Origin of the sequence: Herbidospora sakaeratensis (assembly GCF_001570525.1) — a bacterium.
In the GTDB taxonomy this organism is placed as follows: Bacteria; Actinomycetota; Actinomycetes; order Streptosporangiales; family Streptosporangiaceae; genus Herbidospora; species Herbidospora sakaeratensis.
The window spans coordinates 186,826-206,655 of sequence record NZ_BBXC01000009.1 but is presented as its reverse complement, the minus strand read 5'-3'; the positions used below and the strand labels follow the sequence as shown (position 1 = coordinate 206,655).

Below are 19,830 nucleotides of genomic sequence, written 5' to 3'. Positions count from 1 at the left end.
CGGCTCACTCCCGGTCGTCGGCGGAGGCCGACGAGCGCCGCCGCGTGACCAGGAACGCCGCGCCGGCCAGCACGACCACCCCGGCCACGATCCCGCCGATCAGCGCGCCGTTGACACCGCTCGACGAAGCGGCCTGCGGCTTCTCGGTGGCCGTGACGGGCGCCATCGTCAGATAGGAGTGCACGCCGTACTGGAACAGCAACGAGCCGTCGGGGTCGGGCTGCGGGGTGAAGCCGGTCCAGCGGTCGCTCCGGTAGGCGACCAGGTCGTTGTAGTAGTAGGTGATGGCGTACGCCGCGTCGTCGTGGACCATCTGCTGCATGCGCTTGGCCAGTTCGGCGCGCTTCGCCTGGTCGGTCTCCCCGGCCTGCTGCTCGTAGAGCTCGTCGTAGGCGGGGTTGCAGTAGAAGGAGTCCGACAGGTCGGCGTAGATCGCGTCGCCGTCCTTGTAGCTGCGCTTGCCGCAGGTGAAGACAGACATCTGGTAGTCGGGGTCGGGTTCGACCACCCAGCCCCACTCGAACATGTCGTAGTCGCCCTGGCCGATGACCTCGGTGAGGGTGTCCTCCGACATCACCTTGACGGTGACGTCGATGCCGATCTCCTTCAGCCAGCTCTTCACGAACTCCGCGGTGCTCTGCGAGTCCTGCGACTCCTGCCGCGCGAACAGCCGCAGCGCGAACCGGGTGCCGTCGGCCTTCTTCGCGTATCCGGCCGCATCGAGCAGCTGGTTGGCCTTGGCCAGGTCGAAGTTCTGCGGCGCGGCCGGCGTGTGGTGCAGCAGCGGATAGACCGGCGGGATGAAGGTGTCACCCGGCGAGCCGTGCCCGTTGAGCACCCGGTCGACGAGGGTCTGCCGGTCGATGGCGTGCGAGATGGCCAGCCGGACCTGCTTGTTCTTCAGCGCCTCGTGCCCGTCGCCGATCGGGGTGCCGTCGGCCAGGGCCGCGCCGGTGTTGAAGGCGATCTCGTTGAAGCCGGAGTACTCCGAGCTGCGGGTCGTGACGCCCGGCTTGTCCTTGAGCGAGTTGAAGACGTTGCTCTGCAGGTCGTAGGCGAAGTCGATCTCACCTCTCACCAGCGCCTGCGCCTCGGCGTCGGCGTTGGTGAAGACCCGGAAGACCAGTTCGTCGAACTTGGGCGCGCCCTGCCAGTAGTTCTTGTTCGCGGCGAACCGGAGGTACTGCCCCTTCCGCCGCTCGACCAGCTGGAAGGGGCCGGAGCCGACGACCGGCTGACCGTTCTCGGGTTCGTTGGCGTACGACTTGACCGCCTTCCCGTCGACGTCCTTCCAGACGTGCTCGGGCAGGATCGGCACGGCCAGCCGTTCCATGATCGGCGTCGGCTGCTTGACGTGCAGGACCAGCGTGGTGTCGTCGGTCGCCTCGGCCTTGTCGATGTTGGCGACGTAGTTGCCGTAGTTGGTCTGCTCGAAGTCGCCGTCGATGATCCGGTTGAAGGTGTACGCGGCGTCGCGTGCCGTCAGCGGCTGCCCGTCCGACCATTTGACCCCGGCTCTGATCTTGTACGTCCACGACTTCTTGTCCGGCGCCTCGCTGTAGGACTCGGCGAGGGACGGCTGCGGGGAGACGTCCTTGGCGCTGGAGGTGGTGAGGTAGTCGTACATGAGCGCGTAGGTCTCATACGCCTCCACGACGATGCCCGTGAACGGGTTCGTGGAGTCGACGTCCGACTGGATCCCGATCGTGAAGGTGACCTTCGGGGCGGCGGGCGTCGGACTGAGGGGGGTGGACAGGAGCCCTCCGGCGAGTGCGAAGGTCAGTGCTCTGATGACGAAATGGTGCATATCGTCCTCCGGGGGCGGGAGTCGCTCCAAATCGGTACTGTCCTGCCATGACACACCCGGTAGTGCACAAACTGCACGGCATCGAGCGGATCGACGACCACGCCTGGATGAGAGACCCCGTGGCGGTACGAGACGTGCTCAGTTCCGAGCGGCGGCGCTACGAGTCCCGGATCGCCCACACCGCCCCCTTTCGGCAGCATCTCGCAGCCATAATGGCTGGACGGACGCCTGAGACTGAGTCTTCAGTCAGTTGGCGTCATGGGGCCTTTGTCTACTACACGCGGATTGACGCCGGAAGAGAGTTCGGCGAATTCAGACGAAAGCGTGATGCTTCCGACCAGGTCCTCCTTGACCTCGACGCGTTCGGCGACTACGTCGAACTGGGCGTGCGCGAGGTGTCGCCCGACGGGCGCTGGCTGGCCTATTCGATCGACGTGACCGGCGACGAGGTCTACGACCTGCGCTTCCGCTGCTTGGAGACGCTGGAGGACCTGCCGGTCAGCATCGGCGGCACCTATTACACGGGCGGCTGGGCCGACGGGTGGTTCTACTACACGGTGGTGGACGAGGTGTACCGCCCGTGCGAGGTGCGCCGATACGACATCTCTACGGGCGCCGACGAGGTGGTGCTGCGCGAGGGCGACCGCCGGTTCGAGCTGACCGTGCGGGCGACGCGCTCGGGCACCCACCTGCTGATCACCGCCGCCAGCCGCGACACGACCGAGGTGTGGTCGGTGAACGACGGGGTGCCCGAGTCGGTCGGCGGACGGCGTCCGGGCGTCGAATACCACTGCGACGCCACCCTCGACGGCCTGGTGACCTGGACCGACGAGGGGCACTCGGAGTTCCGGGTGGTCGGCGTGCCGCCGCTGCCCGGGGAGCGCATCCACTCGGTCGACTGCTTCGACGGCCACAAGGTGCTGACGCTGCGCCGGGGCGGCGACCCGCTGCTGCGGGTGCTGGGCGACGACGGGACGTCGTACGAGGTGCATCCCCCGGTGGCCTGCGGCCGGATCGCCCTGGTGCACAACGAGGAGTACCTGACCGATTCGGTGATCTTCGAGACGGGGTCGTACAGCGAACCGACGCAGTGGTGGCGGCTGACGCTGGCGTCCGGCGTACGGAAGCTGCTGAAGGAGAACCCCCGCCACGACGGCTACGTGAGCGAACGCCTCTGGGCCCCGGCCCCCGACGGCGTGGAGATCCCGATCACGGTCGTCCGCCGCGCCGACGTGCCCCTCGACGGAAGCGCGCCCTGCCTGCTCTACGGCTACGGCGCCTACGAGGCCGTCTTCGACCCGACCTGGGACGCCGCCCTGTCGGCCTTCCTCGACCAGGGCGCGGTCTTCGCGCACGCCCACGTCAGGGGCGGCGGCGAGATGGGCCGCGCCTGGTGGCAGGCCGGCCGCCTGTCCCGCAAGCCGACGACCTTCACCGACCACATCGCCGCCGCCGAGCATCTCCGCCCCCTGGTGTCGGGCATCGCCACCCGCGGCCTGTCGGCCGGCGGCCTGCTCCAGGCCGCCGTCTACGGCATGCGCCCCGACCTGTGGGCGGCCGTGGTGGCCGAAGTGCCGTTCGTGGACGTCGTCACGACGATGCTCGACGACACCATCCCCCTGACGGTGAACGAGTGGGACGAATGGGGCGACCCCCGCCGCCTCGACGACTTCACCTGGATGCTCGCCTACTCCCCCTACGACAACATCCCGAGCGGCGACCTGCCGCCCCTGCTGGTGACGGGCGCGGTCAACGACCCCCGGGTGCTGGTGCACGAGCCGGCCAAATGGGTCGCCGCCCTCCGCGCCAAGGGCGCCGACCCGCTGTTCCGGGTCGAGGTGGAGGACGGCGGCCACTCGGGCCCGACCGGCCGCTACGCCCGCCTGCACTACGAGGCGGAGATCTTCTCCTTCGTCCTGGAGGCGCTGAAGAAGACGTGAACGACCCCGCCCGCGACCAGCCCCCAGAACGCGGCCCCGACGCCGAGGAAACTCACCCCTGAGGCGGTCACCAGAAAGGTGATGATGGCCGCCTCCCCCTCGATGTTCCTGATGGCCGAGGTCAGCGCCCCGAGAAGGGCCAGCCCCGCGACGCCCTGGATGAGGATCGGCGGCGACTGCACCACGAACGAGGTCGCGACCGCCGCCGACAACCCGAGGCAGATCATCGCCACCCCCGAGGTCGTGGACGCGATCCACCTGCGCGCCGGATCGGGCTCGGCGTCGGGCCCGGCCGACAACGCCGCCGAGATGGCGGCGAGGTTGACCGCGTGCCCCCCGAACGGCGCGGCGGCGGCCGAGGCGACCCCGGTGACCCGCAGGGCGCTCGCCAGCGGAACCCGATAACCGAACCCCGCCATGACCGCCATCCCCGGCACGTTCTGGGACGCCATGGTCACCAGGAACAGCGGAACGGCGATCGACACCACCCCCTGCACGGTGAACTGCGGCGCGGTGAGGGCGAGCCGCGGCCACCCGGCGTCGACGGGCGCCGCGATGAGCACGACGGCCACCACCAGCGCCGCGGGCACCGCCCACGTCCGGGCGAACCGCATCAGCACCAGCCACACGAGCACGACCGGCACGGCCAGTTGCGGCACCTGCACGACGGCCTGCACCGGCGCGAGACACAGCTGGAGCAGCACCCCCGCGAGCATGGCGGCGGCGATGGGCTGCGGGATGGCGGCGATCCACCGCCCCAGCGGCGTGAACAACCCGGCGATCACGATCAGCGCCGCCGAGACGAGGAACGCCCCCACGGCGGTGGCGAACCCGCCCTCGACCGCCCCGGTGGACGCGAGCAGCGCCGCGCCGGGCGTCGACCAGGCGATCACGATGGGCATGCGATACCGCAACGAGAGCCACATCGAGCCGACCCCCACGGCGAGGCAGGCCGCGAGCAGCCCGGAGGCGGCCTGGGCCGGGCTCGCCCCCACGGCCTGGAAGCCGCCGAGCAGGATCGCGAACGAACTCGCGAACCCGACGACGGCGGTGACGACGCCCGCGACGATGGGCTGGACCATGGGTGCTCCTCCTATCGTTCCATAAACGGAACGCTTGTGGCGTGAGGGAGGATAACCGACGTGGACGCCCAAGAGATAGGCCGCCGCCTCCGCGAACTACGCGAGACGAAGGGCATGTCGTTGTCGGCCCTGTCGCGACTGGCCGGAGTGGGCAAGGCGACGATGTCGGGCCTGGAGACCGGGACGCGGAACCCGACCATGGAGACGTTGTGGAAGGTGACGGCGGCCCTGGAGGTGCCGCTGACGGCATTGCTGTCGTCACCTGCGGTGCTGCCCGACGTGGCGGTCGAAGGACAGCTGCTCGAATCGTTCACCGACGCGACGGTGACCTATGAGCTCTATCGGCTGGTCATCAAGGCGGGCACGTCGCAGATCTCCCCGGCCCACGGCCCGGGCGTGACCGAACACCTGACGATCTTCACCGGCGCGGCCGAGGTGGGGCCAGAGGCGTCACCGCTGAGGGGCGGGCCGGGCGACCATCTGGTGTGGACGTCGGACACCCCTCACCTCTATGCGGCGAGGGGCCCGGAAGACGTGCAGGCGAGTCTGCTGATCCGCTACCCCTAAAGGGTCTCGCGCAGTTCCCGCTTGAGGATCTTGCCGAGAGAGTTGCGCGGCAGTGCCTCGACCACTTCCAGCCGCTCCGGCAGCTTGTACGACGCCACCCCCGTGTCCCGCAGGAACTCCACCAGCGACTCCAGCGTCACCGACATGTCGGGCTTGACCACGACCATCGCGCACGCCTTCTCGCCCAGCACCGCGTCCGGATACCCCACCACCGCCACCTCGGCCACGGCCGGATGCCCGGCGAGCAGCGCCTCGACCTCGGCCGGCGCGATGTTCATCCCGCCCCGGATGATCAGATCCTTGGCCCGGTCGACGTACCGCAGATACCGCCCCTGGGCCAGCTCGAACACGTCCCCGGTGACGAGGTAACCGTCGTCGTCGAAGGGGTCGGCCTCGGCGGTCCCGGCGAGATACCCGGCGAACACGGTGGGCCCGGACAGCCGCAGCTCCCCGGGCACCCCCTCGGTGGTCACCTCGGTCCCGTCGTGCGAGAACAGCTTCACCGAGGTCCCGCCGAGCGTCCCCGGCCACGAGGTCCCCGGAGCGTCGGGCCGGGGGAAATAGCGAGCCCGGTCGTCAGGGTCGGGCATCGTCTCGGGGTCGGAGAGGAGAGCGATGCCCTCGTTCGACCCGAAGAAGTTGATGATCGCGATCCCGTGCTTCTCCTGCCACCCCCGCACCATCGGCGGCGGCAGCGGCGCCGAGCCCGACCCGATCCGCGTCAGGGACGAGATGTCGAACTGCCCGAGCACCTCGGGCTTGTGCAGCAACATCGTCAGCAGGGCGGGCGGCGCGAGCGTGTAGGTCACCCGCTCGGAGGCGACCTGCGTCAGATAGACGGGCAGGTCGAAGGGGTGGTGCTGGATGAGCGCGAAGCCCGTCCGGAGCCACGGCATGAACACGCCGCCGATGCCCGCCATGTTGACCATGGGGAAGGGATTCAGAACCACGTCGGAGGGGCCGAGCCCGACCGCGTCGGCGCAGGTCCAGCCGACCGCGCCCCAGTCGTAGTGGCACCGCGGCACCCCCTTGGGCGTGGCCTCGGTGCCGGACGTCCAGCAGATGGTCACGCAGTCGTTGGGGTCGACGGTCAGCGCCGCGAGGTGCGCGGCGAGCTTGCCGGCGTCGCCGGTCGCGGTCTCCAGGTCGCCGCCCCATTCGAGGACGGTCTCGACCCCGATCTCGTGGACGACCTCCGCCCGGTCGGCCGACGTCACGAACACCGAGGCGGACGCGAGAGGGGTCAGCTGGGCCAGCTCGTAGCGCCGGAACTGCACCGGGAACGGCGTCACGATGGCGCCGACGCGCACCACGGCCAGCACGGTCACGGCCAGCTCGACCGAGTTCGGCAACTGGACCGCCACGACATCGGAGGCGGACACCCCGTGGTCAAGGAGAACGGCCGCCACCCGGTCGACCTCGGCGTCGAGTTCGGCCCAGGTCAGCCACTTGACCTCGGATCCGGCCATGAGGGCGGGCTTGTTCGGGGGGTCGGCCACGGCCAGGAAGTCAGGCCGTTCGGCAACGCGAGCCCGCAACATCTCGTCAATGGTGTCGTCAGTCCACCACCCGGCGGAGGTGTAACGCTCGACGACATCTTTCGCGTGCAGCCTCATACCGGACTCCCGGACTCTTTGATTGTGCCCGGAACATTAGGCAACCCCGTCTCCAGGGTCAACGAGTTTCGGCTGATTCGTGTGGGTTAGGCGGAGGAGATCAGAAAGGAGGCCACGGATGGACCGCCGCACCACCGTCGAGCCGGATCAGGACCTGGACGTGATCACCGTGCTGACCCGTCAGCACGCCCTGATCAGGGATCTGTTCGATGCAGTGGAGCGCAGCCAGCCCGCCGACCGCAGGGAGACCTTCGGGAGGCTGGTGCGGCTGCTGGCCGTACACGAGGAGGCCGAGGAGGTCGTCGTGCACCCGGTCGCGCTGGCCCGCCTGAACGGCGGGGCGGAGATCGTGGCGAGCCGGAAGAAGGAGGCAGGGCACGTCAGAGAGCTCATCCGAACCCTCGATCCCGACTCACCCGATTTCACGCGCGATCTGGAAGTCCTCAGGGCGACGGTGTTCGCCCACGTCACCGCGGAGGAGAGGTACGAGTACGCCGCACTGGACTCGGTGACCAGCGCGGCCGAACGGCACGTCATGGCCGAAGGGGTCAGGGAGACCTTCAGGCACTGATGTCGAAGTGCACCTCGCGGCGGGCGAGCACGCCGCCGCAGGCGGTGCACAACAACACGGGAGCGAGCCCGGCGCCGCAGGACTTGTGAGTGATGTCGAGGGTGGAGCCCGGTGGCGTCGGGAGCTCTCGCTGGGCCCAGGCGACGAGGAAGGCGAAGACCTCGAAGAAGGCCACGCCCTTCTCGGTGAGGCGGTAGCCCGACTCGCAGGCGCGGAAGACGCCGAGGTCGACGAACCGGCGCAGCCGGTCGGTGAGCACCGAGGGCGCGATGCCCATCTCGGCCTGGAAGTCGCCGAACCGCTTCACGCCCAGGAAGGCGGCGGCCAGCACGTGGGTCGACCAGCGGTCGCCCAGGATCTCCATGGCGTCGGGGCAGTAGCCGAGGTAGTCGGGGCGGGGGCCCGCGGTGCGGCGGTGCTGGCGGGGGGCGTGCGCGCTGGCGAAGGTGGCGTTCGGGCCGCGGACCGTGTGGGTGCCGCGCGCGGTCATCACGTTGAGGCAGTGGCCGCAGCCCAGCACCGGGCGCGATTCGTGGCCGCAGACGTCGTGGATGAGCGGCGGCAGCTCGCGGTCGGTCCAGTCGCGTTCCCACGAGTAGATCGCGACCAGCAGCGACCACAGGTCGAGGCCGCGCTGGGTGAGGCGGTATTCGTAGCGCATCCGGCCGTTGCGGTAGGCGGCCATCTCGAAGATGCCGCAGGCGACCAGTTCCTTGAGGCGGGAGGCCAGCACCGACTCGCTGATGCCCAGTTCGTCGCGCCAGCCGGCGAAGGTGCGGACGTGGAGGAGGAAGGCCCGCTGGAGGATCATCAGGACCCATCGGTCACCGAGGATCGTGAGTGCCTGCCCGATCGGGGTGAGCCGCTCTTCGGCCGGGGCCGAAGGTGGTGCGACCGTCAGGGTGGCCTCAGGCATGAGATTCCTGACAGGTGGTGCTGTGCATGTTTCCCCGCGCTTACTGGATGAACCCGAATAACCCACTCTAAGGGCACATTGACGAGCTGACTTCTTTATCCGTAGCGTCACTGTATGAAAGTTCTGGACGAATCAGGCGAAGACAACCCATACCTCCTCGGGGTGTACGCGCCCGTCCAAGAGGAGCTGACCAGTGACCAGCTGAAAGTCGTCGGCGAGATCCCGAAGGACCTCAACGGCGTCTACCTGCGCAACGGCCCCAACGCGCGGTTCCCCATGCGGGGCCGCTACCACTGGTTCGACGGCGACGGCATGGTGCACGCCGTGCACTTCGAGAACGGCGCCGCCCGCTACCGCAACCGGTGGGTGCGCACCCGCGCGTTCGAGGCCGAGAGCGCGGCCGGGCGTTCATTGTGGACGGGGGTGATGGAGAACCCGAAGGCCAACCCGTTCGGCAACGTGCGGGGCCTCAACCTGAAGGACTCCGCCAACACCGACATCGTGTTCCACCAGGGGCGACTGCTCACGACCTGGTATCTGTGCGGGTCCCCGTACACGATGGACCCCCTGTCGCTGGAGACGCTGGGCGCGCAGACCTTCCTGGACACGCTGACCGGCGACGTGATGGCCCATCCGAAAGTCGACGAACGGACCGGGGAGCTGTTCTGGTTCGACTACGGGCCCAAACCGCCGTTCCTCCGGTACGGGGTGGTCGGCCCCCAGGGCACGGTCGAGCACCTGGTCGACCTCGACCTGCCGGGCGCCCGGCTCCCCCACGACATGGCGATCACCGAGAACCACGCGGTCCTGATGGACCTGCCGCTGTACCAGGACCTCGACGCCGCCCGCCAGGGACGCTACAAGCTGACCTTCGACCGCTCGCTGCCGTCGCGGTTCGGGGTGATCCCCAAGCGCGGCCGGGCCGACCAGATCAGGTGGTTCGAGGCCAAGCCCTGCTACATCTACCACGTGGTCAACGCGTGGGAGGAGGGCCGCGAGATCGTCATGGACGTCTGCCGCGTCGGCCGCCCGGCCCCCAGCGGCGGCGGCAGCGTGCTGGCCCGCATGATCAGCTACCTCAAGCTCGACGCCCGCATGTACCGCTACCGCTTCGACCTGACCACCGGCACGACCTCCGAGGAGTACGTCGACGGCGACCACAACACCGAGTTCCCCTCGATCGACCTGCGCCGGACCGGCCGCAAGTCCCGGTACGCCTACAACGTCTCGGTCAAGCAGGCCCCCACGAACCTCTTCGACGGCCTGGTCAAGTACGACAACCTGACCGGCGCGAAGCAGACCTACCACTACGGCGAGCACCGCTACGGCAGCGAGGCCCCCTTCGCCCCTCGCGACAACTCCACGGGCGAGGACGACGGCTACCTGGTCACCTTCGTCACCGACGAACGCGACCAGCGCTCCGAGGTGCAGATCCTCGACGCCGCCGACATCACCAAGGGCCCGGTGGCCCGGGTGCTGCTGCCGCAGCGCGTGCCGCTCGGCTTCCACGCCACCTGGGTACGGTCCGACCAGCTCCCCTGATCGTCCACGAACGAAGAACGGCACCAGATGCTCAGCGTTTCCCTCGGCCTGTGGCAGGACCGACCGGCCTCCGACGCCCTGCTCACCGCCAAGGCGGCCGACGACCTCGGCTATCCCGAACTGTGGATCGGCGAGATGGCCACCTACGACGCCTTCGCCCTCGCCACCGCCGTCGGCCTGGCCACCGAACACATCGGCCTGACCCTCGGCCCCTTCGCCGTCGCGGTCCGCGACCCGATGATGATCGCCATGGGCGTGGCCTCGGTCGCCGACCTCGTGCGCCGACGGGTCGACGTCGCCATCGGCACCTCCAGCCCGCTCGTGGTCGAGCAGTGGCACGGCCGCCCCCACGCGGGTTCGGCGCGGGCGCTGGCCGAGCACGCCGAGGTGCTGCGCGGCCTGCTCGACGGCGAGAAGTCGGCGCACGCCCGGTCGTCGGGCTACCGGCTCCGGCTCGACCCGCCGCGTTCCACGGTCACGGTCGCCGCCTTCGGACCGCAGGCGGTGCGGATCGCCGCCACGGCCGACCGGATGGTGCTCAACCTGATCACCCCGGCCTCGGCCGCCCGGCTGGTCGACGACTTCCGGGCGGCGGGCGGCACGCGGGTGGCCGCCTGGGTCACCGCCTCGGCGAGCGCGGACGCCGCCGCGATGGAGCAGCTGCGCCGGGGCGTGCTCGGTTACCTGGCCGCCCCCGGCTACGGGGAGATGTTCGCCGAGGCCGGGTTCGGCGACGTGGTGCGGTTCGCCCGCACCCGCCCGCACCCCCGCGAACTGCTCGCCGAGATCCCCGACGAGCTGCTCGAATCGGTCGGGCTGCTCGGCCGGTCGGCCGAGAAGCGGCTGGCCGAATATCGCGACGCCGGAGTCGACGAGGTGGCCGTGATACCCGTGAGCACCGACGGCGACCCGGGCGGCGTCGCGACCCTCAGGGAACTGCGGGCTCTTGACGCGCGTTGAGGATCCATCGTCCAGTATTGAGATGCATCGCGAATGATCCGAAGGGGCCCCAATGTCGCCACTCGCCAAGTACTACGTCGGTGCGGGCATCGGTTCGCTGCTCGCCATCTGGCTGCTGCCCGGACTCATCTCGTTCCTGGTGGTGGTCGGGCTCCTCGGGGCGCCCGTCGTCGCCTGGTTCATGCTCGACGAATCGCAGCGGCGGCGCATCCTCCGCCTGCGCCGCCGGGGCATCGGCCGCTAGCTAGGCCGCCGCGACCTGGGCGTGAACCCGGTCGGTCACCCGCCGTTCGAAGTAGAACGACAGGAACGGCACCGTGCCGGCCAGCATCACGCCCAGGATGTAGCCCCACGACCAGCGGGCCTTCAGGCCCAGGTTGATGGTGGCGACCAGATAGACCATGTAGAGGAAGCCGTGGATCGGCGAGATGATCTGCGACGGCCCGGGGATGTCGAACCCGTAGCGCAGGACCATTCCGGTCACGAGCACGAGCAGCATGCAGCCCACGATGTAGGCCATCACTCGAAACGGCTTGAGGGCGGATTCCACGGTCACGTCTCCGGCTCGGGTTCGGGGTCAACAGATCGTACGGTGCTTCGGACGGCGTCGCGGACGAAGTGGAACCACATGTAGACGGCGAACGCCGCGAAGATCCACCACTGGGCCGCGTAGGCCAGGTTGCGCCAGGTCAGCGCGGCCCCCTGGGTGGGGGCGGGCACGGCCACCGGGGTGGCCGACAGGGCGGGCGTCTGCTGGGTGGCCACGACGAAGCCGTCGCGCAGGTCGCCCGTCCACAGGTTGATCAGCTCGGCCGTCGAGACGGTCGCGACCTGCCCGGCGGGCAGGGTTCCCCCGCGCTGGACCGCGTCCGACTGGTCGGGCGCCCGCAGGCGGCCGGTCACGCTCACCTCGCCCGGCGGCACGGCCGCGGCGGGGTCGTCGGGGGAGGCCACCCAGCCGCGCACCACCGGCATGGTCGAGCCGTCGGTGAGGGTCAGCGGGGTGAGCAGCCAGAACCCCTGGCCGGCCGAGGCCCGGCCGCCGGGGGCGGCGACGTCGGGTTCGCGGTCGGCGACCAACAGCTGCGCGGCGGCGTCGTAGGTGCCGGTCGCGGTGACCTGGCGGCCGACCTCGTCGGCGGTGACGCGTTCACCGGGGACGCTGAGGTCAGTCAGCGCGACGGGGGCCGGGTCGGCGGCGGCCCGGGGTTGCCCGGAGTCGGTGAAGACGCCGAGTTGCCAGCGGCCGAGCAGGGCGAAGGCCACCAGGACCCCGATCACCAGCAGGTGGAGGCCCACCAGCCGGGGAGCGAACAGGGTGCGCAGCATGACTCACAAGGTATCCGCCTTGCACACCGGTCCCGGCCATGGGGCCGGATTCCCCAAAACTAGCAATAACGACATATTGGTGTCTCGTGGGCATGGTGTGTCGCTAGAGTTCGTGCCATGTCTGACCCACAGGTTGACCCGGCCGGGAACACGCAGGCCTTCCGCGCCTTCGCCCGTAACCAGGAAGAGGCCGCGCAGCAGGCCCAGCAGCAGGAGTCGTCGCGCCTGCCCCTGTACATCGCCCTGGGCGTCGCCCTGGTGATCGTGGTGGCGGTCGTCGGCTACTTCGCCTTCCTGGCCTAGGAAGACCTCCACGAGCAGAACCGCCGGCGACCGCGCCCGCCGGCGGTTTTGACGTGTTTACCAAACAACCAGCGCGCTGCCCCCGCCCCTTCGGGTCGGTTCGGCGACGGCCTGGACCTTGCCGTGCTTCAGGAACTCCAGCGCGGTCGCGGCGCCGATCTCCGGAGTGAGCGCGAACGTGTGACCCTGGGCGGTCAGCTCGGCGCCGTGGGCGTCGATGAAGCCCTGCTCGGCCTGGGTCGCCGCGATGTTGCGCTGCGAGGCGCGCGGGGCGGCCACCGCGTCGGGCAGCGACATGCCGAACGTGAAGCGGTTGAGCAGGATCTGCAGCACGGTCGTGATGATCGTCGCGCCGCCGGGCGAGCCGACCGCCAGCAGCGGCCGGCCGTTCTCGAGCACGATCGTCGGCGCCATCGAGGAACGCGGGCGCTTGCCCGGGGCGGGCAGGTTGGGGTCGCCCGGCGCGGGGCCGAAGGTGAAGTCGGTCAGCTCGTTGTTGAGCAGGAGACCCCGGCCGGGCACCACGATCCCGGCGCCGCCGGTCTGCTCGATGGTGATGTTGTACGCCGCCACGTTCCCCCACCGGTCGGAGGCCACCAGATGGGTGGTCTCGGGCCCTTCGGGCTGCTGCTCCTTGGACTCGGGCGCGGGAGCGGGGCCGGCGCAGGGGCCGTAGACGCCGTCGGGCTGACCGGGGGCGGCCGGGTGGGCCAGCGCGGTGTCGCCGATCAGGCAGGCCCGCTCCTTGCCGAAGCCCTCCGACAGGAGCTGTTTCAGCGGGACGTCCACGAACGCCGGGTCGCCGACGTAGGCGTTGCGGTCGGCGAAGGCCAGCCGGCTCGCGTTGAGGTAGTCGCCCAGGCCGACCGGGCCGACGTTCTCCAGGATGTTGAGCGCCTCGCCGACCGTGGAGCCGCCGGAGGACGGCGGGGCCATGCCGTAGACGTCGAGGCCGTTCCAGCGCACCTTGGTCGGCTCGGGGGTGAGCGCCCGGTAGGCCCGCAGGTCGGCGACCTCCATCAGGCCCGGCCGCACGTTCCGAGCCGAGCCGGGGGTGACGGGCGGGTTCTTGACGGTGGCGACGATCTCCTGGCCGAGCTTCCCGCCGTAGAGCCAGGAGGGGCCCTTGTCGGCGAGCTCCTGGTAGGTGCGGGCCAGGTCGGGGTTGCGGAACGTCGAGCCGACCGGCGGTGGCGCGCCGCCCGGCAGGTAGAGGGCCGCCGTGGAGGTGAAGTCGGCGAAGCGGGCCGCGTTGGCGGCGGTCTGGTCGTAGAAGGTCTGGTCGACGGGGAAGCCCCTGCGGGCCAGCTCGACGGAGGGCTTGAGGGCCTTCTTCAGCGAGATCGTGCCGAAGCGGCGCAGCGCCAGGTCCCACTGGGCCGCCGAGCCGGGCACGCCGACCGACAGGCCGCTGGTGACGGCCTGGTCGAAGGGGATGCCCTCGAAGGTCGTGGAGGTCATCTTCGCCGGGGCGGTCTCGCGGCCGTCGATGTTGACCACGCGGCGGGAGCGGGAGTCGTAGTAGACGATGAAGCCGCCGCCGGCCAGCCCGGCCGAGTAGGGCTCGGTGACCCCGAGCGCGGCGGCTCCGGCGACGACGGCGTCCATGGCGTTCCCGCCGTCCTTCAGCACGCCGAGCGCGATCTTGCTGGCCTCCAGGTCGACGGTGGCCACGGCCCCGCCGTAGCCCTCGGCGACGGGTTTCTTCTCCACCTGCGGCCGGTTCTGGGGCCGGGCCTGGGCGGGCGGGGCGACGAGCGCCCCCAGCACGACGATCCCGAGCGCGGCGCCTGTGACGCGTCTCATGGTCACCTCCACTTTGCGATCATCCAAGGATGACCGGACATGTCAAGACCCGGTACGCCCCGAGGTGTAGTGCGGGCTTCCCCCGCTGATGGATGTCATGCCCACTGGCGTCGCCTAACGTGACACCGTGGTCGAGCGCAGGGACGTGGTGCACACCATCGCCGCGGCGGTGGTGCAGACCGTCGCGTCTCTGGGCGCCCAGATGGGCCAGCCCACCCGCGCCCCCCTCGACTGGCGGGGCTACCTGCTCCTGCTCGTCGGCCCCGCGATGATCCTGTGGATGCGGCGGCGGCCCGTCGAGGCGATGGCCGTCACCCTCGCGGCGACCGCGGTCTACCTGGCGTGCGGCTTCGCCTACGGGCCGGTGTTCCTGACGCCGATCATCATGATCGTCCACACCCTGGTCTCCGGTCACCGGCGCCCCGCCTGGGCGGGGGGCCTGGCGTCGCTGGTCTTCGTCGTCGTCTACACCACCTGGTTCGCCGACGGAACCGCCGGCTGGTTCCACAACCTCACCGTGGCGGCGTGCCTGCTGCTGGTGCTGGTCTTCGCCGAGTGGATCCGGGCCTTCCGCGAACGCCGGGCCGAGAAGGCCCAGAAGGCGGCCGAGGAGGAGCGGCGGCAGGCCAGCGAGGAGCGGCTGAGCATGGCCCAGGAGCTCCACGACGTGCTGGCGCACAACATCTCGCTCATCCACGTGCAGGCCTCGACCGCGCTCCATTTGATCGAGACCCATCCCGAGCAGGCCCGCAGCGCCCTGTCGACGATCAAGACGGCGTCCAAGGACGTGCTGAGCGAGATGCGCGGCGTGCTCGACGTGTTGCGCGAGGGCGCGCCCCGCAACCCGACCGCCGGGCTCGACCGCCTCGACGACCTGGCCGACCGCAGCTGCCTCGACGTGAAGCTGCTGCGCACCGGCGAGGTCCGGCCGATCCCCCACGGCCCCGACCGGGCGGCCTACCGGATCGTCCAGGAGAGCCTCACCAACGTGACGCGGCACGCCCCCGGCTCGTCGGTGGTCGTCACGCTCGACTACGGCGACGACGTGCTGGCCGTCACGGTCACCGACGACGGCGCCGGGAAACGCGACGCGGTCACCGACCTGGGGGGCGGCAACGGCATCCCCGGCATGCGCGAACGGGCCTCGGCCCTGGGCGGCTCGCTGACGGCGGGCCCCCACGACACCGGTTTCCGGGTGGCCGCGACCCTCCCGATCCCCGCCCCGATCCCCGCGAAGGAGAGCCCGTGATCAGGATCCTGCTGGCCGACGACCAGGCCCTCGTCCGGGCCGGGTTCCGGGCGCTGCTCGACGCGCAGGACGGCATGGAGGTGGTCGCCGAGGCCGGCGACGGCGCCGAGGCGGTGCGGCTGGCCGCCGAGCACTCCCCCGACGTGGTGCTGATGGACATCCGCATGCCCGGCACCGACGGCCTGACGGCGGTCCGGCTGATGCCGCCGGGGCCGAAGGTGGTCATGCTGACCACGTTCGAGCTCGACGAGTACGTCTTCGAGGCGCTGCGTGGCGGCGCGAGCGGCTTCCTGGTCAAGGACACCGAACCGGCCGAGCTCATCCAGGCCGTCCGGGTGGTCGCGGGCGGCGCGGCGTTGTTGTCGCCCGGCGTGACCCGGCGGCTGATCGCCGAGTACGCGTCGCGGGCGAAGGCGCCGGTCGTGCCGAAGGAGCTGGGCTCGCTCACCGAGCGCGAGCGCGAGGTGCTCGCCCTGGTGGGCAACGGGCTGACCAACGACGAGATCGCCGGGAAGTTGTTCATGTCGCCCGCGACGGCGAAGACCCACGTCAGCCGGGCGATGATGAAGCTCGGGGCGCGCGACCGCGCCCAGCTCGTGGTGATCGCCTACGAATCGGGCCTGGTCAGGCCGGGATGGACGTGATGAAATAGCCCGGTAAGCGCTTTCCGTGCTGCGGCCAGGTGCGGAGGGAGTGACCTCCGGGCTACTTCTCGCGTCCGGCCGGTCACGTTAGGTTGCGCTGGTGATGGCCTTGTTCGCCGGCGGGGTGGGCGCCGGGCTGCTCGCGGGCTCCGTGTCGTGCACGGCCGTCCAGGGTGGGCTGATCGCGGGGGTCGACCGCATCTGGGCCTTTCTCCTCGGCCGGGCCGTCACCCACCTCCTCCTGGGCTCGCTGCTGGGCCTCGTGGGCGGGGTGCTGGTCCTCGCACCGCAGGTCAGAGCCCTGGTGCTGGTCGTCGCGGGGGCCGGGGTGGTGGTCGCGGGCATCGTGCTGCTGCGCCGGCCGATGGCGTGCCGGCCGCTCACCGGGAGCCCGTTCGCGCGGGGGGCCGCGACGGTCCTGGTCCCGTGCGGGGTGACGCTGAGTACCGAGCTCGGAGCGGTCTCCAGCGGGTCGGCGCTCGCGGGGGCGGTGCTGATGGGCGGGTTCGTGCTGGGGAGCTCTCCCGCGTTCGCCCTGGTCGGGATCGTCCTCAAGCGGCTGGCCCGGTGGGCCGGGGTAGTGGTGATCGCGGCCGGTCTCTTCACCGTCTTCTCGGGCGTGCGCCTCGGCGGCTGGTTGCCCGACAGCCCCGCCGTGGCCGCCTCGGCCGGGAACGTGGTCTGGGCGACCCCCGACGGGTTCCGGCCGGCGGCGATCTCCGTCGCGGCCCATCGGGAGATCGTCGTGGTCTTCCGTACCGACAAGAACCGCAGTTGCACCACCACGGTCGCGATCGACGGCCGCGACGTCGCCCTGCCGGAGACCGGGCAGGTGACGATACGGCTCCCGGCGCGGGGGCCGGGGACGATCCGATACTCGTGCGGCATGGGCATGTTCTCGGGATTCGTCAGCATCCGCTGAGGTAAGAAACTGGCAATCACCCTCCGTGACCAGACTGTTACATGCAACTCTGTCCGGCATGACAATGTGGCCTGAGGTGTCGGCCCGGACCGCGCAGGTCCCGCCGCCCCGCCCCGCCGCCGACGGCGAGGGCGACGATCTGCACGCCGCCGCTCAGGCGGGGGACGCCCGCGCGGCCCACCTGCTGGGGCGGCTCTACGCCCAGCGCGGCGACCGCTCGGCGGCCCGCCACTGGTGGGAGCGGGCGGCCGGGGCCGGCAACGTCGACAGCGCCTTCAACCTCGGCAAGTGGCACGAGAAGCACGGCTCGCTCGACGAGGCGCTGCGCTGGTACGAACTGGCCGCCGGCACCGGCGACGCCGAGGCCGCCGCCAACCTGGCCACGTTGCTGCTGGAGCAGAAGGGCGACGCCCCCGCCGCCTTCCACTGGTACGAGACCGCCGCCTCCGCCGGGTCGCGGCGGGCGTCCAGAAGACTGGCGCTGCTCTGCGAGGACGCGGGAGAACTGACGCGCGCCCGCGACTGGCACCGCAGGGCCGCCCTCGACGGCGATGTGACCAGCGCCCACGACCTGGGATTCCTCGGCTACTCGGGCGGCGAGGAGGGCGACGCGCGGCACTGGTGGGAGTTCGCGGCCCGGGGCGGGCACGCCGAGGCCGCCTACCATCTGGGGCTGCTGCTGCACGCCCTGCGCGACCCCGAGGGCGCCGAGGTGCTCTACCGGCTGGCCTCCCAGCACGACCACCCGGGCGCGGCCTCCCAGCTGGGCAACCTCGCGCTGGCCCGGCGCGACCTGCGCACCGCGCGGGCCTGGTTCGAGCGGGCCGCCGGCACGGGGCGGGTCGACGACCAGCGCATGGCCGGGTTCGTCTGCGTCGAACTCGACGACGCGCGGGCCGCCTCCCACTGGTTCGGGCGCGCGGCGGCGAGCGGCGACGCCGAGGCGGCGTACAACTTCGGGTTGCTGCTGATCGCCGAGCACGCCGACATGAGCGGCGGCGAACACTGGTTGCGGCAGGCGGCGGCGCAGGGCCACTACCGGGCGGCGCTCGAACTCGCCACGCTGCTGATGGCCACCGACCGGGCCATGGAGGCCGAGCGGTGGAGCAACCTGCCGAAGACCCCGGGCTGGGACCGGCCCGCGGAGCCCGAACTGGCCGCGCGGGCCGAACTGGCCGTCGCGGCGGCCGGACGGCGCGGCGAGACCAGCCTCGACGTCGCCGAGCTGAGCGAGATCCTGGGCACCTGGGACATGGTCACCCGGCGGCTGCGCGACCCGATCGACCCGATCACGTGGTTGTCGGAGAAGAGCGGCCTGCACGTCGGCGCGATCGAGCACCTCGCGGCGGTGCGGGCCACCCTGCTACGGCCGGGGACCGCCCCCTGGCCCACCCCCACCGAAGTGGAGCGGGTCCTGGAGACGGCCCGTGACCTGCGAAAACGTTTGGGCCTGAGTTAGGCCGCGATGACCGCGCCGACCGGGGTGTACGGCAGCTGGTGCGCCACCGCCACCGGCTCGTTGGTGACGAGACCCTGGTGGGTGTTGAGCCCGAGCGCGAGCCCGGCGTCGCCCGCCAGCGCCTTCTTCCAGCCCTGGTCGGCCAGCTTGACCGCGTAGGGCAGGGTGGCGTTGGTGAGGGCATAGGTGGAGGTGTTGGCCACCGAGCCCGGCATGTTGGCCACGCAGTAGAAGATCGAGTTGTGGACCGTGAAGGTCGGCTCGGCGTGCGTGGTCGGGCGGGAGTCCTCGAAGCAGCCGCCCTGATCGATGGCGATGTCGACCAGCACCGAACCCGGCTTCATGCGGGCCACCAGCGCGTTCGACACCAGCTGGGGGGCCTTGGCGCCCGGGATCAGCACGGCGCCGATCACCAGGTCGGCCTCCAGGCACGCCGTCTCGATGGCGTACGACGTGGACACCAGGGTCTTGAGGCGGCCCTGGTAGATCGCGTCGATGAAGCGCAGCCGGTCGATGTTGACGTCGAGGATGGTCACCTCGGCGCCCATGCCGACCGCGATCTGCGCGGCGTGCAGGCCCGAGACGCCGCCGCCGATGACGACGACCTTCGCCGGGGCCACGCCGGGCACGCCGCCCGGGAGCACGCCCCGGCCGCCGTTGAAGCGCATCAGGTTGTACGCCCCCACCTGCGGCGCCAGCCGCCCGGCCACCTCCGACATCGGGGCCAGCAGCGGCAGCGCGCCGCCGACCTGGACCGTCTCGTAGGCGATGGCCGTGGTGCGGCTCTCGAGCAGGGCGTCGGTGCACGGCCGGGAGGCGGCCAGGTGGAGGTAGGTGAAGAGCACCTGGCTCTCGCGGAGCCGGTGGTACTCCTCGGCGATCGGCTCCTTGACCTTCAGGATCATCTCCGACTCGGCCCATACCTCGTCGGCGGAGTCGACGATCTTCGCGCCGGCCGCCAGGTACTCCTCGTCGGGGATGTGCGAACCGAGGCCCGCGCCGCGCTGGACATGGACGTCGTGGCCGTGGACGACCAGCTCGTGGACGCCCGCGGGGGTCGCGGCGACACGATATTCGTGGTTCTTGACCTCGGCGGGCACGCCGATCTTCATCTTCG

19 protein-coding genes are annotated in these 19,830 nt (G+C 70.8%); 11 read left to right on the top strand and 8 right to left on the bottom strand.

Annotation, left to right across the window (positions count from 1 at the left end; all coding sequences use genetic code 11):
* Positions 1 to 4: 4 nt before the first annotated feature.
* A complete protein-coding gene (locus AW271_RS10915; RefSeq protein WP_062335524.1) occupies positions 5 to 1,807 on the bottom strand; it encodes an ABC transporter substrate-binding protein in 1,803 nt (600 codons plus the stop codon).
* A gap of 47 nt (positions 1,808 to 1,854) precedes the next feature.
* Between AW271_RS10915 and AW271_RS39595 the strand changes: the two genes are divergently transcribed.
* A complete protein-coding gene (locus AW271_RS39595; RefSeq protein ID WP_157554022.1) occupies positions 1,855 to 3,747 on the top strand; it encodes a prolyl oligopeptidase family serine peptidase in 1,893 nt (630 codons plus the stop codon).
* On the opposite strand, the gene AW271_RS10905 is transcribed toward AW271_RS39595, so the two are convergent.
* Positions 3,696 to 4,829 carry a benzoate/H(+) symporter BenE family transporter gene (locus tag AW271_RS10905; protein WP_062335521.1) on the bottom strand — a complete coding sequence of 378 codons (1,134 nt, stop codon included), beginning with the start codon at positions 4,827 to 4,829 and terminating at the stop codon, positions 3,696 to 3,698. The two genes, AW271_RS39595 and AW271_RS10905, sit on opposite strands and share 52 nt — an antisense overlap.
* 60 nt (positions 4,830 to 4,889) lie before the next feature.
* Between AW271_RS10905 and AW271_RS10900 the strand changes: the two genes are divergently transcribed.
* Positions 4,890 to 5,396, top strand: a complete 507-nt coding sequence (locus AW271_RS10900; protein WP_062335519.1) for an XRE family transcriptional regulator — start codon at positions 4,890 to 4,892, stop codon at positions 5,394 to 5,396.
* Here the strand turns inward: AW271_RS10900 and AW271_RS10895 are convergent.
* Positions 5,393 to 7,012, bottom strand: coding sequence for a class I adenylate-forming enzyme family protein (locus AW271_RS10895; RefSeq protein WP_062335517.1), 1,620 nt, complete (start codon positions 7,010 to 7,012; stop codon positions 5,393 to 5,395). The two genes, AW271_RS10900 and AW271_RS10895, sit on opposite strands and share 4 nt — an antisense overlap.
* Positions 7,013 to 7,130: 118 nt before the next feature.
* Between AW271_RS10895 and AW271_RS10890 the strand changes: the two genes are divergently transcribed.
* Entirely contained in the window at positions 7,131 to 7,583 is a 453-nt protein-coding gene (locus AW271_RS10890; RefSeq protein ID WP_062335515.1) for a hemerythrin domain-containing protein, read from the top strand.
* Here AW271_RS10890 and AW271_RS10885 read toward each other — a convergent pair.
* The gene (locus tag AW271_RS10885; protein ID WP_062335512.1) at positions 7,573 to 8,499 is read right to left on the bottom strand and encodes a winged helix-turn-helix transcriptional regulator; all 927 of its coding nucleotides are present in this window, start codon (positions 8,497 to 8,499) and stop codon (positions 7,573 to 7,575) included. The two genes, AW271_RS10890 and AW271_RS10885, sit on opposite strands and share 11 nt — an antisense overlap.
* Positions 8,500 to 8,613: 114 nt before the next feature.
* On the opposite strand from AW271_RS10885, the gene AW271_RS10880 reads away from it, so the two are divergent.
* Genes AW271_RS10880 through AW271_RS10870 form a run of 3 tightly spaced genes read left to right on the top strand, consistent with a single transcriptional unit; the run spans position 8,614 to position 11,245 of the window.
* Complete coding sequence (locus AW271_RS10880; protein ID WP_062335510.1) at positions 8,614 to 10,041, top strand: carotenoid oxygenase family protein; 1,428 nt, start codon at positions 8,614 to 8,616, stop codon at positions 10,039 to 10,041.
* A 27-nt stretch (positions 10,042 to 10,068) separates the two neighbouring features.
* Positions 10,069 to 11,001, top strand: a complete 933-nt coding sequence (locus AW271_RS10875) for an LLM class F420-dependent oxidoreductase (RefSeq protein ID WP_062335508.1) — start codon at positions 10,069 to 10,071, stop codon at positions 10,999 to 11,001.
* A 52-nt stretch (positions 11,002 to 11,053) separates the two neighbouring features.
* Positions 11,054 to 11,245 (top strand): tail-anchor membrane protein, encoded by a 192-nt coding sequence (locus AW271_RS10870; protein WP_030451175.1) that lies wholly within the window; start codon positions 11,054 to 11,056, stop codon positions 11,243 to 11,245.
* On the opposite strand, the gene AW271_RS10865 is transcribed toward AW271_RS10870, so the two are convergent.
* Entirely contained in the window at positions 11,246 to 11,557 is a 312-nt protein-coding gene (locus AW271_RS10865; protein WP_034383168.1) for a DUF3817 domain-containing protein, read from the bottom strand.
* Positions 11,554 to 12,330 (bottom strand): SURF1 family protein, encoded by a 777-nt coding sequence (locus tag AW271_RS10860; RefSeq protein WP_062335505.1) that lies wholly within the window; start codon positions 12,328 to 12,330, stop codon positions 11,554 to 11,556. The genes AW271_RS10865 and AW271_RS10860 overlap by 4 nt, the downstream gene beginning before the upstream one ends.
* Before the next feature lie 117 nt (positions 12,331 to 12,447).
* On the opposite strand from AW271_RS10860, the gene AW271_RS10855 reads away from it, so the two are divergent.
* On the top strand, positions 12,448 to 12,633 hold the full coding sequence (locus AW271_RS10855; protein WP_062335503.1) for a hypothetical protein: 186 nt from the start codon (positions 12,448 to 12,450) through the stop codon (positions 12,631 to 12,633).
* Positions 12,634 to 12,690: 57 nt separating this feature from the next.
* Here the strand turns inward: AW271_RS10855 and ggt are convergent, their stop codons facing one another.
* A complete protein-coding gene (gene ggt, locus AW271_RS10850; protein ID WP_062336397.1) occupies positions 12,691 to 14,439 on the bottom strand; it encodes a gamma-glutamyltransferase in 1,749 nt (582 codons plus the stop codon).
* 127 nt (positions 14,440 to 14,566) lie between these two features.
* Between ggt and AW271_RS10845 the strand changes: the two genes are divergently transcribed.
* The 4 genes from AW271_RS10845 (at position 14,567) to AW271_RS10830 (ending at position 18,713) form a co-directional block, all read left to right on the top strand.
* Positions 14,567 to 15,688 (top strand): sensor histidine kinase, encoded by a 1,122-nt coding sequence (locus AW271_RS10845; protein ID WP_062335500.1) that lies wholly within the window; start codon positions 14,567 to 14,569, stop codon positions 15,686 to 15,688.
* Positions 15,685 to 16,332, top strand: coding sequence for a response regulator transcription factor (locus AW271_RS10840; protein WP_062335498.1), 648 nt, complete (start codon positions 15,685 to 15,687; stop codon positions 16,330 to 16,332). Before AW271_RS10845 ends, AW271_RS10840 begins: the two co-directional genes overlap by 4 nt.
* A 103-nt stretch (positions 16,333 to 16,435) precedes the next feature.
* Positions 16,436 to 17,254 (top strand): sulfite exporter TauE/SafE family protein, encoded by an 819-nt coding sequence (locus tag AW271_RS10835; protein ID WP_083976459.1) that lies wholly within the window; start codon positions 16,436 to 16,438, stop codon positions 17,252 to 17,254.
* Between the two features lie 58 nt (positions 17,255 to 17,312).
* The gene (locus tag AW271_RS10830; RefSeq protein ID WP_062335494.1) at positions 17,313 to 18,713 is read left to right on the top strand and encodes a tetratricopeptide repeat protein; all 1,401 of its coding nucleotides are present in this window, start codon (positions 17,313 to 17,315) and stop codon (positions 18,711 to 18,713) included.
* On the opposite strand, the gene ald is transcribed toward AW271_RS10830, so the two are convergent.
* Positions 18,710 to 19,825: an alanine dehydrogenase gene (ald, locus tag AW271_RS10825; RefSeq protein ID WP_062335493.1), complete on the bottom strand. Its 1,116-nt coding sequence runs from the start codon at positions 19,823 to 19,825 to the stop codon at positions 18,710 to 18,712. The genes AW271_RS10830 and ald overlap by 4 nt on opposite strands.
* Between the last annotated feature and the right edge of the window lie 5 nt (positions 19,826 to 19,830).